At 67.2% G+C, this 16,540-nt stretch carries 11 protein-coding genes; 1 reads left to right on the plus strand and 10 read right to left on the minus strand.

Annotated elements, in window-relative coordinates; translation table 11 throughout:
• Positions 1-9: 9 nt before the first annotated feature.
• Positions 10-480 (minus strand): 30S ribosomal protein S7, encoded by a 471-nt coding sequence (rpsG, locus tag B6R96_RS15005; RefSeq protein ID WP_007265894.1) that lies wholly within the window; start codon positions 478-480, stop codon positions 10-12.
• Positions 481-482: 2 nt separating this feature from the next.
• A complete protein-coding gene (rpsL, locus tag B6R96_RS15010) occupies positions 483-854 on the minus strand; it encodes a 30S ribosomal protein S12 (protein WP_007265893.1) in 372 nt (123 codons plus the stop codon).
• A 368-nt stretch (positions 855-1,222) separates the two neighbouring features.
• Here rpsL and B6R96_RS15015 point away from each other — a divergent pair, with 368 nt between their 5' ends.
• Positions 1,223-3,694: a YfhO family protein gene (locus B6R96_RS15015; RefSeq protein WP_237291428.1), complete on the plus strand. Its 2,472-nt coding sequence runs from the start codon at positions 1,223-1,225 to the stop codon at positions 3,692-3,694.
• Positions 3,695-3,806: 112 nt separating this feature from the next.
• On the opposite strand, the gene B6R96_RS15020 is transcribed toward B6R96_RS15015, so the two are convergent.
• From B6R96_RS15020 to rplK, 8 genes are all read right to left on the minus strand, one after another.
• Entirely contained in the window at positions 3,807-7,706 is a 3,900-nt protein-coding gene (locus B6R96_RS15020; RefSeq protein WP_030388876.1) for a DNA-directed RNA polymerase subunit beta', read from the minus strand.
• Positions 7,707-7,803: 97 nt separating this feature from the next.
• Positions 7,804-11,286, minus strand: coding sequence for a DNA-directed RNA polymerase subunit beta (gene rpoB, locus B6R96_RS15025; RefSeq protein ID WP_030388877.1), 3,483 nt, complete (start codon positions 11,284-11,286; stop codon positions 7,804-7,806).
• 576 nt (positions 11,287-11,862) lie between these two features.
• A complete protein-coding gene (gene rplL, locus B6R96_RS15035) occupies positions 11,863-12,246 on the minus strand; it encodes a 50S ribosomal protein L7/L12 (protein ID WP_030388878.1) in 384 nt (127 codons plus the stop codon).
• Between the two features lie 110 nt (positions 12,247-12,356).
• Positions 12,357-12,887 carry a 50S ribosomal protein L10 gene (gene rplJ, locus B6R96_RS15040; RefSeq protein ID WP_030008449.1) on the minus strand — a complete coding sequence of 177 codons (531 nt, stop codon included), beginning with the start codon at positions 12,885-12,887 and terminating at the stop codon, positions 12,357-12,359.
• Positions 12,888-13,134: 247 nt separating this feature from the next.
• Positions 13,135-14,046, minus strand: a complete 912-nt coding sequence (locus B6R96_RS15045) for a hypothetical protein (protein ID WP_159396329.1) — start codon at positions 14,044-14,046, stop codon at positions 13,135-13,137.
• Between the two features lie 68 nt (positions 14,047-14,114).
• The gene (locus tag B6R96_RS15050) at positions 14,115-15,062 is read right to left on the minus strand and encodes a hypothetical protein (RefSeq protein WP_081522684.1); all 948 of its coding nucleotides are present in this window, start codon (positions 15,060-15,062) and stop codon (positions 14,115-14,117) included.
• Between the two features lie 198 nt (positions 15,063-15,260).
• Positions 15,261-15,989, minus strand: coding sequence for a 50S ribosomal protein L1 (rplA, locus tag B6R96_RS15055; protein WP_030388881.1), 729 nt, complete (start codon positions 15,987-15,989; stop codon positions 15,261-15,263).
• A gap of 88 nt (positions 15,990-16,077) precedes the next feature.
• On the minus strand, positions 16,078-16,512 hold the full coding sequence (gene rplK, locus B6R96_RS15060; RefSeq protein WP_030008445.1) for a 50S ribosomal protein L11: 435 nt from the start codon (positions 16,510-16,512) through the stop codon (positions 16,078-16,080).
• Positions 16,513-16,540: the final 28 nt, after the last annotated feature.

The raw sequence follows: 16,540 nt of genomic DNA on the forward strand, positions 1-16,540 counted from the left end.
GGGTTGGGACTACCAGCGGTAGTGCGCGAAGGCCTTGTTGGACTCGGCCATCTTGTGCGTGTCCTCGCGCTTCTTGACGGCCGCACCGAGGCCGTTCGAGGCGTCGAGAAGCTCGTTCATCAGGCGCTCGGTCATGGTCTTCTCACGACGGGCGCGGGAGTAACCCACGAGCCAGCGGAGGGCCAGGGTCGACTGGCGACCCGGCTTGACCTCGACGGGAACCTGGTAGGTCGCGCCACCGACACGGCGGGACTTGACCTCGAGGGACGGCTTGACGTTCTCCAGCGCGCGCTTCAGCGTGATGACCGGGTCGTTGCCGGTCTTCTCGCGGAGGCCTTCCATGGCGCCGTAGACGATGCGCTCGGCGGTGGAGCGCTTGCCGTTCAGGAGGATCTTGTTGATGAGCGACGTCACCAGAGGAGATGCGTAGACCGGGTCGATGATGACCGGGCGCTTCGGGGCGGGGCCCTTACGAGGCATTCTTACTTCTCCTTCTTGGCGCCGTAGCGGCTGCGGGCCTGCTTGCGGTTCTTGACAGCCTGGGTGTCAAGCGCACCGCGGATGATCTTGTAACGAACACCCGGCAGGTCCTTCACACGGCCACCACGCACGAGCACGATCGAGTGCTCCTGCAGGTTGTGTCCCTCACCCGGAATGTAAGCGGTGACCTCGATGCCGGAGGTCAGACGCACACGCGCGACCTTACGGAGCGCCGAGTTCGGCTTCTTCGGGGTGGTCGTGAACACTCGCGTGCAGACGCCGCGACGCTGGGGCGAGGCCTCGAGCGCGGGAGTCTTTGTCTTCTCGACCTTGTCCTGCCGGCCCTTACGGACCAGCTGCTGGATCGTAGGCACTACTTCTCCGGTTTCTGTGTGCCGTGTAGTGAAACTAACCTGGAACTCCCCCGACCCACGCGGTCGGGTGTGTCGAACACTGCACGCTTTCACCGAAGTGAGTCGGGCGCAGATTGCGGTGTGGTCTTCTCGGCTCTCCGCGGGGTCTTACGCACACGCGGGAGCCCAGGGCACACCCCAGGCACAAGGTCAGAGCGTACCTACCTCACAGAGGTAGGTCAAAACAAATGCCCAGCACGAAAACCCGCCGCGCGCAAGCGGGGAGCGGCCCGATCGGCCCCGTGCCCCGCCCTGCGCCCTAAACTGACACCTTGCCCGGGGGCGGGACGCCCGCGAGTCGATCAGCAGGGAGCAGGACATTGGGGACCGTGGCACCCGAGCCGACCACAGTCGACGCCCGTCCATCCGCCCCCGACCGACCGGCCCCGCGCCGCCCGGCCACCCGCCGGACCAGGGGCCTTCGCGGCCCCCTGCTGGCCTTACTGCTCACCGCGGGCGCATTCTGCGCCGCCTGGGTGGCCCGTGGCACCTTCCCCTTCGGGAACACCGGCCGGGCCCTGAACGACCAGGCCAACCAGTACGTGCCCTTCCACCGGGCGCTCTGGGACCTGGTCCACGGACAGGCCGCCGGCGACGTGCTCTTCACCTGGCGCGGCGGCTTCGGACAGCAGTTCCTCGCCGACTACCACACCTACCTCGGCAACCCGCTCTCCTGGCTGGCCGTGCTCGTCCCCCGCGCCCACGTCGACCTCGCCGTCTTCGCGATCACCCCGCTCACCATGGGAGCCGCGGCGGCCGCCATGACGGTGTACCTCGGCAAGCTGCACGCCGGCCCGTGGTGGCAGCGGGGCGTGCTGGGAGCCACGTACGGCTTGTGCGGCTGGGCGCTCAGCGACGCCTCGTACATCCCGATGTGGCTGTGGGGCCTGGTCGCGCTCCCCCTGCTCGGCATCGCCGTCGAGTGGTGCCTGGAGGAGCGCCGCTGGCCGGCCGTGACCCTGCTGGTCGCGCTCGCCTGGTTCGGGAACTTCTACACCGCGATGATGGCCACGATGGCCGCCTGCATCCTGCTGGCCATCCGCATGGCCACCCGCGAGATGACGGCCCGCGACCGGCTGCGCGCCCTGTGGCGGGCCGCCACGGCCACCGGGACCGGGATCCTGCTCACCCTGCCCCTCCTGCTGCCCTCGTTCCTGTCCAGCGGGGCCGCGCAGCCCACGAAGGCGGCCGCCTTCGACCCCGTACGGATCGAGATCTTCCTCTCGGGCATGCTCCCGGCCACGCACCTGTGGGGCGGCCGCCCGCGGCTGTACGTCGCCTCGCTCGGGCTGATCCTGGCCGGCTCGTTCGTCCTGAACACCGCCGTGGCCAAGCGCACCCGGCTGGTGTGGGCGGCCGCGATCCTGCTCGTGGCCGCCTCCTTCCAGTTCCCGCCCACGCAGTACCTGTGGCACGGGCTGGCCGTCCCGAACGGCAATCCGTACCGCGAGGCCTTCGTCTTCAGCGGCATGGTCGTGATCGTGGCCTGGCTGGCGCTGGCCAACCGGCCGCGCCCGCTGCACCTGGCCCTGGTCGCGGCGCTCCTGGTGGCCGCCACCTTCGTCCTGCGCCGCACCGACGACTTCGGGGGCTGGACCTGGCCGGCCGTGCTCGGCGGCGGGGCGCTCTCCCTGCTGGCCCTGGTCCTGCTGCGGCTCGGCGAGAAGCGCCGGTACCTGATCCCGGTGGCCGCCGCCCTGATGATCGGCGTCGTCTTCGCCGAGTCCACGGTCGCCGCCGCGAACGCGGACGCCCGCCGGGCCCGCGAGCGCTGGGCCAAGCCCGTCGCCACCTCGAACGCGTCCATCGGCAACCACTTCGACGCCGTACGGGACGTCGCCGGCTGGCCCGCGTACCGGACCGACTCGGGCGCGCCGCAGAGCGCGTACAACGACGCCCTGGCGCTGCGCGCGGAGGGGCCGCAGTACTACAGCAGCTACCTCCCCGAGGCGACCTACCGCGCCCTGGAGCCCCTGGGATACGGCTTCAAGAACGACGGCCGGACCTTCTTCGGCGCGGACAACCCGGTCCTCGACGCGATCTTCTCCATCGGCGCCCGGGTCCGCCCGGGCACCGCCACGGACACCTGGACGGCCGCGAAGTTCCCCGCGCCCCCGCTCGTCACCGTCCGCACCGGCCCCTACACCTCCCCCAACGCGGCGCAGAGCGTCTACGCCCACCAGGAGAACGTCCTGGGCGCCACCGTCTACCAGGTCCCGCCGGTCACCCGCGGCGGCACCGACACCGAGCAGACCTACGCCGCCCGCTGCACCCCCGGCTCCGAGGCCTTCTGGTACTCCCCCGCCCTCTACGGCACGGTCCGCGCCGGCGGCACCCAGCGGCCCCTGGAGGACCGGATGACCGGCGTGACCCCGCTGGGCACCGTCCCCGCCTCGGGCCGCGTCGACGTCACCGTGCAGACCCGTACCCAGGGCGCGGACGCGGGCGAGCACCCGCTCGGCTGCCTGGACCGGGCGGCGCTCGACACGGTCGTCCGGCACCTGACCACCACCGGCGCCACCTCGGTCCGCCCGGGCGGCCACACCGTCGAGGCCACCCTGCCCACCCCCGCCGGCGGGACGGCGGTCATCGCCACGACCGCCGTACCGGGCTGGCAGTGCTCGGCCCCGACGAAGCCCTTCCACGGCCTGCTGGCGGTGGAGCTCCCGGCGGGCACCGACGCGTTCTCCTGCACCTTCACCCCGAAGGGCCTCACCCCGGGCCTGGCGGGCGCCACCCTGGCCCTGATGGTCCTCATCGGCGTCAAGGTGACCTCCCTCCGCCGCCGCCGGCGCGACTGAGCTCCCCCGCGCGGCTGCGGGGTCCGCCCCGCGGCCGCCGGATCCCCCACGGCAACGAAGAAGCCCCCCGCCGCTCCTCTCGGAGCAGCGGGGGGCTTCTTCTTACGAGCTCTTAGCCGTTGTACGGGCCGTAGTCGTAGTCCTCCAGCGGGACAGCCTGGCCGGAGCCGGAGCCGAAGGGCGAGTAGTCGATGTCGTCGTAACCGACGGCCGAGTACATCGCGGCCTTGGCCTCTTCGGTGGGCTCCACCCGGATGTTGCGGTAGCGGGCGAGGCCCGTACCGGCCGGGATGAGCTTACCGATGATGACGTTCTCCTTGAGGCCGATCAGGGAGTCGGACTTGGCGTTGATCGCCGCGTCCGTCAGAACCCTGGTCGTCTCCTGGAAGGACGCCGCCGACAGCCACGACTCGGTGGCGAGCGAGGCCTTGGTGATACCCATCAGCTGCGGACGGCCGGAGGCGGGGTGACCGCCCTCGGTGACCACACGACGGTTCTCGGTCTCGAACTTCGACCGCTCGACCAGCTCGCCCGGCAGGAGCTCCGCGTCGCCGGACTCGATGATCGTCACGCGGCGCAGCATCTGCCGGATGATGATCTCGATGTGCTTGTCGTGGATCGACACGCCCTGCGAGTTGTAGACCTTCTGGACTTCGCCGACCAGGTGGACCTGGACGGCACGCTGACCGAGGATGCGCAGCACGTCGTGCGGGTTGGTGGCACCCATGGTGAGCTTCTGGCCCACCTCGACGTGGTCGCCCTCGTGCACGATGACCTTGGCGCGCTTCGAGATCGGGAACGCCGTCTCGTCGCTGCCGTCGTCGGGCGTGATGACGATCTTCTTCGTCTTCTCGGTCTCCTCGATCCGCACGCGGCCGGCGGCCTCGGAGATCGGGGCGACACCCTTCGGGGTACGGGCCTCGAAGAGCTCGACGACACGCGGCAGACCCTGCGTGATGTCGTCACCGGCCACACCACCGGTGTGGAAGGTACGCATCGTCAGCTGGGTACCGGGCTCACCGATGGACTGGGCGGCGATGATGCCGACCGCCTCACCGATGTCGACCAGCTTGCCGGTGGCGAGCGAGCGTCCGTAGCAGAAGGCACAGGTGCCGACCGCGGACTCACAGGTCAGGACCGAGCGGGTCTTGACCTCCTCGACGCCGTTGGCGACCAGGGCGTCGATGAGCACGTCACCGAGGTCGACGTTGGCCGGCGCGATGACCTTGCCGTCGATGACGACGTCCTCGGCCAGCATGCGGGCGTAGATCGAGGTCTCGACGTCGTCGGCCTTGCGCAGCACGCCGTCCTCGCCGCGAACGGCGATCTTCAGCTTCAGGCCGCGCTCGGTGCCGCAGTCCTCCTCGCGGATGATCACGTCCTGCGAGACGTCCACCAGACGACGGGTCAGGTAACCCGAGTCGGCGGTACGCAGGGCGGTGTCCGCCAGACCCTTACGGGCACCGTGCGTGGAGATGAAGTACTCCAGAACGGTGAGGCCCTCACGGAAGGACGCCTTGATCGGACGCGGGATGGTCTCGTTCTTCGCGTTCGACACCAGACCACGCATACCGGCGATCTGTCGCATCTGCATCATGTTTCCTCGGGCACCCGAGTCAACCATCATGAAGATGGGGTTCGTCTTGGGGAAGTTCGCGTTCATCGCCTCGGCAACCTCGTTGGTCGCCTTGGTCCAGATCGCGATGAGCTCCTGCGTGCGCTCGTCCTTGGTGATCAGACCGCGCTCGTACTGCTTCTGGACCTTCTCGTCCATCGCCTCGTAGCCCGCGACGATGGCCTTCTTGGCCTCGGGCACGACGACGTCGGAGATGGCGACGGTGACGCCCGAACGGGTCGCCCAGTGGAAGCCGGCCGCCTTCAGGTTGTCGAGCGTCGCCGCCACGATGACCTTGGGGTAGCGCTCCGCCAGGTCGTTGACGATCTCGGAGAGCTGCTTCTTGCCCACCGAGTAGTCGACGAACGGGTAGTCCTCGGGCAGCAGCTCGTTGAAGAGCGCGCGACCCAGGGTCGTCTTCAGACGGAAGCTGTCGCCCGGCTGGAACTCCTGCTCGCCCTCCTCGGCGACCGGCGGCACCCAGCCACGCGGCGGGATGGTGCCCACCGGGAAGCGGATGTCGACGGACGACTGGAGCGCGAGCTCGCCGTTGTCGAACGCCATGGTCGCCTCGGCCGTGGAGCCGAACGCGCGGCCCTCGCCCTTGGTGTCACGGAGCTCACCGTCGGTGGTCAGGAAGAACAGACCGAGGACCATGTCCTGGGTCGGCATCGTGACCGGACGGCCGTCGGCCGGCTTGAGGATGTTGTTCGAGGACAGCATCAGGATGCGGGCCTCGGCCTGCGCCTCCGCGGAGAGCGGCAGGTGCACGGCCATCTGGTCACCGTCGAAGTCCGCGTTGAACGCGGTGCAGACGAGCGGGTGGATCTGGATGGCCTTGCCTTCGACCAGCTGGGGCTCGAAGGCCTGGATGCCGAGGCGGTGCAGCGTGGGCGCACGGTTCAGCAGGACCGGGTGCTCGGCGATGACCTCTTCGAGGACGTCGTAGACGACCGTGCGGCCGCGCTCGACCATCCGCTTGGCGCTCTTGATGTTCTGCGCGTGGTTCAGGTCGACCAGGCGCTTCATCACGAACGGCTTGAAGAGCTCCAGCGCCATGGCCTTGGGCAGACCGCACTGGTGCAGCTTCAGCTGCGGACCGACGACGATCACGGAACGCGCGGAGTAGTCCACACGCTTACCGAGAAGGTTCTGACGGAATCGACCCTGCTTGCCCTTCAGCATGTCGCTGAGGGACTTCAGGGGACGGTTGCCGGGACCGGTCACCGGACGACCACGACGACCGTTGTCGAAGAGGGCGTCGACGGCCTCCTGAAGCATGCGCTTCTCGTTGTTCACGATGATCTCGGGGGCACCGAGGTCGAGGAGGCGCTTCAGACGGTTGTTGCGGTTGATCACGCGGCGGTACAGGTCGTTCAGGTCGGAGGTCGCGAAGCGGCCACCGTCCAGCTGCACCATCGGACGCAGGTCCGGCGGGATCACCGGCACGCAGTCCAGAACCATGCCCTTGGGCTTGTTGCTGGTCTGCAGGAACGCGGAGACGACCTTGAGGCGCTTGAGCGCACGGGTCTTCTTCTGGCCCTTGCCGGTACGGATGATCTCGCGGAGGCGCTCGGCCTCCTCCTCGAGGTCGAAGGACTCCAGGCGCTTCTGCAGCGCGGCGGCGCCCATGCAGCCGTCGAAGTACGTGCCGAAGCGGTCACGCAGCTCGCGGTAGAGGAGCTCGTCGCCCTCCAGGTCCTGGACCTTGAGGTTCTTGAAGCGGGCCCACACCTCGTCGAGGCGGTCGATCTCGCGCTGGGCGCGGTCACGGAGCTGCTTCATCTCGCGCTCGGCACCTTCGCGCACCTTGCGGCGTACGTCGGCCTTCGCGCCCTCGGCCTCGAGCTCGCCGAGGTCGGTCTCGAGCTTCTTGGCCCGGCCTTCGAGGTCCGCGTCACGGCGGTTCTCGATCTGCTGGCGCTCGACGGAGACGTGCGCCTCCAGCGACGGGAGGTCGCGGGTGCGACGCTCGTCGTCGACGAACGTGATCATGTACGCGGCGAAGTAGATGACCTTCTCGAGGTCCTTCGGCGCGAGGTCCAGCAGGTATCCGAGGCGCGACGGGACGCCCTTGAAGTACCAGATGTGGGTGACGGGAGCGGCAAGCTCGATGTGGCCCATCCGCTCACGGCGCACCTTGGCGCGCGTGACCTCGACGCCACAACGCTCACAGATGATGCCCTTGAAGCGGACACGCTTGTACTTACCGCAGTAGCACTCCCAGTCCCGGGTAGGACCGAAGATCTTCTCGCAGAAGAGTCCGTCCTTCTCGGGCTTGAGGGTGCGGTAGTTGATGGTCTCCGGCTTCTTGACCTCGCCGTGCGACCAGGTTCGGATGTCGTCCGCGGTGGCAAGGCCGATCCGCAGCTCGTCGAAGAAGTTGACGTCGAGCACTGTGCGTCAATCCCTCTTTCGGGGTCGAGTCTCAATCATGGTCTGAACGGTCCCGGGGATGACGGGGGGCTCTTGAGCGAGCCCCCCGTCAGGCCCGTCAGACCTCTTCGACGCTGCTCGGCTCACGCCGGGACAGGTCGATACCGAGCTCCTCCGCCGCGCGGAAGACGTCCTCGTCGGTGTCGCGCATCTCGATGGACATGCCGTCCGAGGACAGCACCTCCACGTTGAGGCAGAGCGACTGCATTTCCTTGATGAGCACCTTGAAGGACTCGGGAATGCCCGGCTCGGGGATGTTCTCGCCCTTGACGATGGCCTCGTAGACCTTCACGCGGCCGGTGACGTCGTCGGACTTGATGGTCAGCAGCTCCTGGAGGGCGTAAGCGGCGCCATAAGCCTCGAGCGCCCACACCTCCATCTCACCGAAGCGCTGGCCACCGAACTGTGCCTTACCACCCAGCGGCTGCTGCGTGATCATCGAGTACGGACCGGTCGACCGGGCGTGGAGCTTGTCGTCGACCAGGTGGTGGAGCTTGAGGATGTACATGTACCCGATCGAGATCGGGTCCGGGAACGGCTCGCCGGAGCGGCCGTCGAACAGGCGCGCCTTGCCGGACGGCAGGACCAGGCGGTCGCCGTCGCGGTTCGGGATGGTGTGCTCGAAGAGGCCGGCGAGCTCATCCTCGCGGGCACCGTCGAACACCGGGGTGGCGACGTTGGTACCGGGCTCGACACGGTCGGCCCCGATGACCTTCAGACGCTCGGCCCAGTCCTCGGCCAGGCCGGAGACGTCCCAGCCGCGGCTGGCGAGCCAGCCGAGGTGGATCTCCAGGACCTGTCCCGGGTTCATTCGGGACGGGACACCCAGCGGGTTCAGGATGATGTCGACCGGCGTGCCGTCTTCCAGGAAGGGCATGTCCTCGATCGGAAGGATCTTGGAGATAACACCCTTGTTGCCGTGGCGGCCGGCGAGCTTGTCGCCGTCGGTGATCTTGCGCTTCTGGGCGACGTAGACGCGGACCAGCTGGTTCACGCCCGGAGGAAGCTCGTCGCCCTCCTCGCGGTCGAAGACGCGGACACCGATGACCTTGCCGATCTCACCGTGAGGGACCTTGAGCGAGGTGTCACGCACCTCGCGGGCCTTCTCACCGAAGATCGCGCGGAGCAGGCGCTCCTCCGGGGTCAGCTCGGTCTCACCCTTGGGCGTGACCTTGCCGACCAGGATGTCGCCGGCGACGACGTCCGCACCGATGCGGATGATGCCGCGCTCGTCGAGGTCCGCGAGGACCTCCTCGGAGACGTTCGGGATGTCCCGGGTGATCTCCTCGGGGCCGAGCTTGGTGTCACGGGCGTCGACCTCGTGCTCCTCGATGTGGATCGAGGAGAGGACGTCGTCCTGCACGAGGCGCTGCGACAGGATGATCGCGTCCTCGTAGTTGTGACCTTCCCACGGCATGAACGCGACGAGCAGGTTCTTGCCGAGGGCCATCTCGCCCTCTTCGGTCGCCGGTCCGTCGGCGAGGACCTGGGACTCGATGATCCGGTCACCCTCGTTGACGATGACCTTCTGGTTGACCGAGGTGCCCTGGTTCGAGCGGGAGAACTTGGCGACGCGGTACGTGGTGTACGTGCCGTCGTCGTTGGCGACGGTGATGTAGTCGGCCGAGACCTCCTGGACGACACCGTCCTTCTCCGCACGGATCGAGTCACCGGCGTCGACCGCACAGCGGTACTCCATGCCGGTGCCGACGAGCGGGGCCTCCGCCTTGATGAGCGGAACGGCCTGGCGCATCATGTTCGCGCCCATGAGGGCACGGTTGGCGTCGTCGTGCTCCAGGAAGGGGATCATCGCGGTCGCGACGGACACCATCTGGCGCGGGGAGACGTCCATGTAGTCGACGTCGTCGCCGGCGATGTAGTCGATCTCGCCGCCACGACGGCGCACCAGCACGCGGTTCTCGGTGAAGCGCATGTCCTCGGACAGGCCGGCGTTGGCCTGGGCGATGACGAAGCGGTCTTCCTCGTCGGCCGTGAGGTAGTCGACCTCGTCGGTGACGACACCGTCGATGACCTTGCGGTACGGGGTCTCGACGAAACCGAACGCGTTGACGCGGCCGTAGGAGGCGAGCGAGCCGATCAGACCGATGTTCGGGCCTTCAGGGGTCTCGATCGGGCACATGCGGCCGTAGTGCGACGGGTGAACGTCACGGACCTCGAAGCCGGCCCGCTCACGGGACAGACCGCCGGGGCCCAGCGCCGACAGGCGGCGCTTGTGGGTCAGGCCCGAGAGCGGGTTGTTCTGGTCCATGAACTGCGACAGCTGGCTGGTGCCGAAGAACTCCTTGATGGAGGCGACGACCGGCCGGATGTTGATCAGGGTCTGCGGCGTGATGGCCTCGACGTCCTGGGTCGTCATGCGCTCGCGGACGACGCGCTCCATACGAGCCAGACCCGTGCGGACCTGGTTCTGGATGAGCTCGCCGACGTTGCGCAGACGACGGTTGCCGAAGTGGTCGATGTCATCGGTCTCGACCACGATCGAACGGCCGGACTCGCCGGTCGTCTCGGTCTCGCCGGCGTGCAGCTTGACCAGGTACTTGATCGTCGCGATGACGTCGTCCGTGGTGAGCACGCCGGCGTCCAGCGGCTCGTCGGCGCCGAGCTTCTTGTTCACCTTGTAGCGGCCGACCTTGGCGAGGTCGTAGCGCTTCGGGTTGAAGTAGAGGTTCTCGAGCAGCGTCTGAGCGGCCTCACGGGTCGGCGGCTCGCCCGGACGCAGCTTGCGGTAGATGTCGAGCAGCGCGTCGTCCTGCCCCTGGGTGTGGTCCTTCTCCAGGGTGGCGCGCATGGACTCGTACTCGCCGAACTCCTCCAGGATCTGCTCGGTGGTCCAGCCGAGAGCCTTCAGGAGAACGGTGACGGACTGCTTGCGCTTGCGGTCGATGCGGACACCGACCATGTCGCGCTTGTCGATCTCCATCTCCAGCCAGGCACCCCGGGACGGGATGATCTTGGCGGAGAAGATGTCCTTGTCGGACGTCTTGTCGATCGAGGAGTCGAAGTAGACACCGGGGGAACGGACAAGCTGCGACACGACGACACGCTCGGTGCCGTTGATGACGAAGGTGCCCTTGTTGGTCATGAGCGGGAAGTCGCCCATGAAGACCGTCTGAGACTTGATCTCTCCGGTCTCGTTGTTCGTGAACTCGGCAGTGACGAACAGCGGAGCCGCGTACGTGAAGTCGCGCTCCTTGCACTCGTCGACAGAGTTCTTCGCCGGCTCGAAACGGTGGTCGCGGAAGGTCAGCGACATCGACCCGGAGAAGTCCTCGATCGGCGAGATCTCCTCGAAGATCTCTTCCAGACCGGACTTGGTGGGGACGTCCTGTCCACTCTCAAGCGCCGACTCGACGCGAGACTTCCAGGCGGCATTGCCGAGAAGCCAGTCAAAGCTCTCGGTCTGCAGCGCCAGGAGGTTCGGAACCTCGAGGGGCTCCTTGATCTTTGCAAAGGAGATGCGCAGCGGGGCGGTGCTGGCACCGTTGTTCGTATTGGTCGAGGCGTTGCGCGAGGCGGCCAAGAGGGGGTCCTTCCGAGGGCTCGGACTCACTACGCGCGTACCGGTCCCAGCAGACACAGAAGACAAGCCCCCCAAATCCAACCGAAAAGGCCAGGTCAGGGTGGATCAATCAAGTGTGCTCAAGCGTGGGCATGTCCCTGGCGACGGGCAGGGGACAGCTAACAGGCAGCGCAAAGGGTCAGTGTAGCCACTCGGCTCACTGATGTCCAGACCAGGTTTCCGGAAACCGGCAACAGGCCTTCCCCGTGTCGTTCAACCAACACTGTGTCCAACGCTGCGGCGCCCGTACTCGTGTACAGAGCGCGTATCAGTACTGCCCTCTTCGTAGTCGATCCATGCCTCGGATCTCGGATCCAGGCGGTCGACCTCTCGACGGGACTGAGAATTGCGCGCCGCGTCCCGTTCGTCAAGGCCCCCTGCTCCGAGCGGATCATCTTCGGACCCTGCTCCGGAGCAACGATGATCACCCTACTCCCCAACGAGACCAGGGCAAGTCAGGCACTGCGGGTACGCCAAAGGGCGACCACCCTTACGGGTGATCGCCCTTGGTTGGGGCCCCAGAGGGCCCCGGAGGTGTTACTTGACCTCGACAGCCGCGCCGGCAGCCTTGAGGGACTCGGCGGCCTTGTCAGCGGCCTCCTTGGCGACCTTCTCGAGGACCGGCTTCGGAGCGCCGTCCACGAGGTCCTTGGCCTCCTTCAGACCCAGGGAGGTCAGCTCACGCACGACCTTGATGACCTGGATCTTCTTGTCGCCGGCACCGGTGAGGATGACGTCGAACTCGTCCTGCTCCTCGGCGGCGTCGGCAACCGGGCCACCGGAGACCGGGCCGGCAACGGCGACGGCCGCGGCGGCGGTGACGTCGAACTTCTCCTCGAAGGCCTTCACGAACTCGGAGAGCTCGATGAGGGTCATCTCCTCGAACTGGGCGAGGAGGTCGTCCTGAGAGAGCTTCGCCATGATGGGCGATCCTTCCACTAAATCGGCAGGTGCCGGATGTATATAGAGGCGGGCGTAACGGCCCGCTACGACCCACGCACTAGGCGGCGTGGATCAGTGCGCGAGCCGAATTACTCGGCACCGCCCTGCTCGGCGAGCTTGACGCGAAGCGCTTCCGCGGTGCGGACGAACTTCGACGGCAGCGCCTGGAAGAGCGAGGCAGCCTGAGACTGCTTGCCCTTGAACGCGCCGGCCAGCTTGCTGAGCAGAACCTCGCGGGACTCGAGGTCCGCAAGCTTCTTGATCTCATCGGCGGTGAGCGCCTTACCATCAAGGACACCCGCCTTGATGATGAGGTTCGGGTTGTCCTTGGCGAAGTCACGCAGGCTCTTCGCCGACTCCACCGGGTCACCGGTGATGAAGGCGACCGCGGTCGGACCAGCGAAGTGCTCGTCCAGCGCGGTGATCCCGGCCTGGTTGGCCGCAATCTTGGTCAGCGTGTTCTTCACCACGGCGTACTGGGCGTTCTCACCGAGGGAGCGACGCAGCGTCTTGAGCTGCGCGACGGTGAGACCCCGGTACTCGGTCAGCACGGCGGCGTTCGAGCTCTGGAACGCGTCCTTGAGCTCGGCTACCGATGCAGCCTTGTTGGGCGTCGGCATGGTGCGTTCGCCTCCTTCCGGGTGATGAGGACCGCTCAGAAGGGGCTGAAATAAGAAACGCCCCGGCATAGGCGCCAGGGCGTGGCTCAACCGGAACGAATTCCGGGAACCTTCCACAGTCACCTACGCGGGTCGTCCGCATTCAACGGATCCTTCGGCCACCGAACCCTTGCGGGCACGGCAACGACCAGCGGTCTTTGGCTTCTGGGGAAGACTACGTGAAGGGGTGCAGCCGAGGCAAATCGCCTCAGGAGTCGAGGTCCAGGCCGCCGAGGCCGGCATCCCGGAGCGTCTTGTCGGCCTCCTTCAGGTCCTCGTCGGCCTGCTTGAGCTTGCGGTCGGTCTCCTTGGTCACCTCGTCGAAGGAGACGACCTGGTCGGCCGGAGGGGCCTCGACGGGGGCGGGCTTGCCGAAGTCGGAGAACTTCGCCGTGGTCTTCGTCGTGCCCTTGCCGTCGGTGTTCACCGTCTCCACGCGGACCGGGTAGCCGTCCTTGCCGATCCACAGGTCCACCTCGAAGGCCGTGAGGTGCTTCACGGCCTCGTGGAGGTACTGCCGGTCCGCCTCCTGCATGACCTTGGTGGACTCGTCCGCCTTGAGCAGGTCGGCGCCCGTGAAGCTGCCCTTGTAGTGATCGGCGTCGATGCCGTCGGCCGTCTTCTCGGCGCCGACGTGCGTGAGCTTCTCCTGGCCGAGCAGCATGGCGAGGTACTCGGCCGGGTCGTCGTTGAGCCGGACCCCCGGCTTGCCGTCCTTGGCCAGGTTCATGCTCATCCAGGCCTTGCCCATGAGGGGCTCGCCCAGGTGGGTGTAGACCATGTCGCCGACCATGATCGAGCGGGTGTCGGGCTTCTCGCTCTTGAGGATCACGTCGTGGCTGGACGGGTACCAGCCCTTGGTGCCGGACTCGCTGTCGGTCCTGCCGTCGCGCTCGGCGATCGACAGCTCCGCCTTGGCGAACCTGGCGGCCACCGTCTTCACGTAGGAGGCCTTCACCGCCTCCACGGGCGAGTGCGCCCGCTCGGCGGCGGCCTTGCCCCCGTCACCCTTGCCGGTGCCCGCGTCGGCCGTGTCGCCGCCGCAGGCCGTGAGGCCGCCCACGAGCAGCGCGGTGCCCGCCATCGCGATTCCGGCTCGGGTCCGGACAGCCCTGTTCATCTGGTTTCCCCCTGTGGATCTGCGGATCCATGGATCCGTGGTGCTGACGTGCGTGGCGCGTGGGAGGGTCAGGCCCCCGCGCCGAGCTGGCCCAGTTCCTTGAGCATCGCGAAGAGGTCGAGGGTCTCGTTCTCCGGCGGGGTCTGCACGGTGGCCGCGGAGCCGTAGTCCGAGTAGTAGGCGTCCATGTTCAGGTCCCCCTGGGGCGTCCCGATGCCGACCTTCATGTGGACGGGGTAGCCGTCCTTGTTGAGCCACACGTCCATGTCGTAGCCCTTGATGCCGGCCTTCTTCGTGGCCTCGACGAGCTTGGTGCGCTCGGCCTCCGAAAGGACCTTGGCGCCCTCGTTCACGGCGAGCATCTCCTCGAAGCTCACGGTGCCCTTGTAGTGCTCGGCGTCCACGCCCTCGACCTTCTCGGCCCCCAGGTGCTTCACGTTCGGCGAGCTGAGCAGCAGGGCGAGCTGCTTGGCCGGGTCCTGGTTCTGGTCCATCGAGCCCATGCCGCTGAGCTTCTTCATCGCCTCGGCGTCGCCGGAGGCCTCCGCGGCGGCCGTGATGTCCAGCTTCATCCAGCGCTTGCCGTCCAGGCCCTCGGACATCGGGGAGTCCTTCGGCACCTCCATGTACATGACGTTGTTCGACATGATCATGCGCATGGACTCGGCGCCCGCTCCCGCGGTGAGCCCGCCCTTCATGGTGATGTCCATGACCTGCGGGTCCCAGCCCTGCGTACCGGTCATCTCCACGTTGCCGCCGGCGCCCGTCGAAGCGGGCATCGACATGGTCATGCGGACCTTGGCCGACTTGGCGGCGGAGGTCTTCTTGTACGCCGCCGCGAGCGCCTCGGTGGCGGAACCGCCCGCGGCGGGCTTGCTCGGCTGCGCGGAGGACCCGGCTGCGGGCTTGCCGGAGTCCTCCTTCTTCCCGTTCTCGCACGCCGTGGCCCCACCCACGAGCAGTACGGCTGCCAGCGCTGCGCCGACGGTCTTCTTCCGGTACGCGGACACGCGCATCCCCCACCCCTTGGTCAATCTTTGGTCAATCTCCTGTTTCAGCGACCCTACGGTGCCACTGGGCCGGATCGCTCCCCCATTTGGCCCCGCCGAGCGGTATGTGGTCATGAACACGCAAACGGGCCCTTCGCCGCCCTGTGAAGGGGGCGAAGGGCCCGTTCGGTCGATCAGATCAGCGAGCCGTAGGGCTCAGCCCGATCAGACAGCAGCCGGGTCTTCCTCGACGAGGAGGTTCCGGGTGCGGTTCGGGTCCAGCTGGATGCCGGGGCCCATGGTGGTGCTGAGGGCGGCCTTCTTGATGTAGCGGCCCTTCGCGGCGGACGGCTTCAGACGAAGGATCTCGTCCAGGGCCGCGCCGTAGTTCTCGACCAGCTTGTCATCGGAGAAGGAGACCTTGCCGATGATGAAGTGCAGGTTCGAGTGCTTGTCGACGCGGAACTCGATCTTGCCACCCTTGATCTCGGTGACAGCCTTCGCGACGTCCATCGTGACGGTGCCGGTCTTCGGGTTCGGCATGAGGCCACGGGGACCGAGCACGCGGCCGAGGCGGCCGACCTTGCCCATGAGGTCCGGGGTGGCCACAACGGCGTCGAACTCGTTCAGGCGGTTGCCCTTGGCGATCTCGTTGATCAGCTCGTCGTCGCCGACAATGTCGGCGCCGGCGGCTTCCGCGGCCGCAGCACGGTCACCGGTCGCGAAGACCAGGACCCGGGCGGTCTTGCCGGTGCCGTGCGGGAGGTTCACGGTGCCGCGGACCATCTGGTCGGCCTTGCGCGGGTCTACACCCAGGCGGAAGGCGACCTCGACGGTGCCGTCGAACTTGGTCGTGGAGGTCTCCTTGGCGAGACGGACGGCCTCGAGCGGGGCGTACAGCTTCTCCCGGTCGACCTTGGCGTCCGCAGCGCGGAGAGTCTTGCTGCGCTTCACTTCTGCTCCTGTATTTCGGCTTCAGGCATGGAGTCGTGGTGCGGACCAGCGCTTGGTCCTACCACTGATGGTGCTGGGGGTGGCTGGATCAGCCTTCGACGGTGACGCCCATCGAACGCGCGGTGCCGGCAATGATCTTGACGGCGGCGTCGATGTCGTTGGCGTTCAGGTCGGGCATCTTCAGCTCGGCGATCTCCTTGACCTGGGCAGCCGTGAGCTTGGCGACCTTGGTCTTGTGGGGCTCGCCGGAGCCCTTCTCGATGCCCGCGTGCTTCAGGATGAGGCGCGCGGCCGGCGGAGTCTTGGTGATGAAGGTGAAGGAGCGGTCGTCGTAGACCGTGATCTCCACCGGCACGACCATGCCACGCTGCGACTCGGTCGCGGCGTTGTAGGCCTTGCAGAACTCCATGATGTTGACGCCGTGCTGACCGAGCGCGGGGCCGACCGGCGGAGCCGGGTTGGCCGCACCGGCCTTGATCTGGAGCTTGATAAGCCCCGTGACCTTCTTCTTCTTGGGAGGCATTGCTCTCTCCGGGTCCTAGTGAGAGTTT

It is taken from the genome of Streptomyces sp. Sge12 (genome assembly GCF_002080455.1).
Lineage (GTDB): Bacteria > Actinomycetota > Actinomycetes > Streptomycetales > Streptomycetaceae > Streptomyces.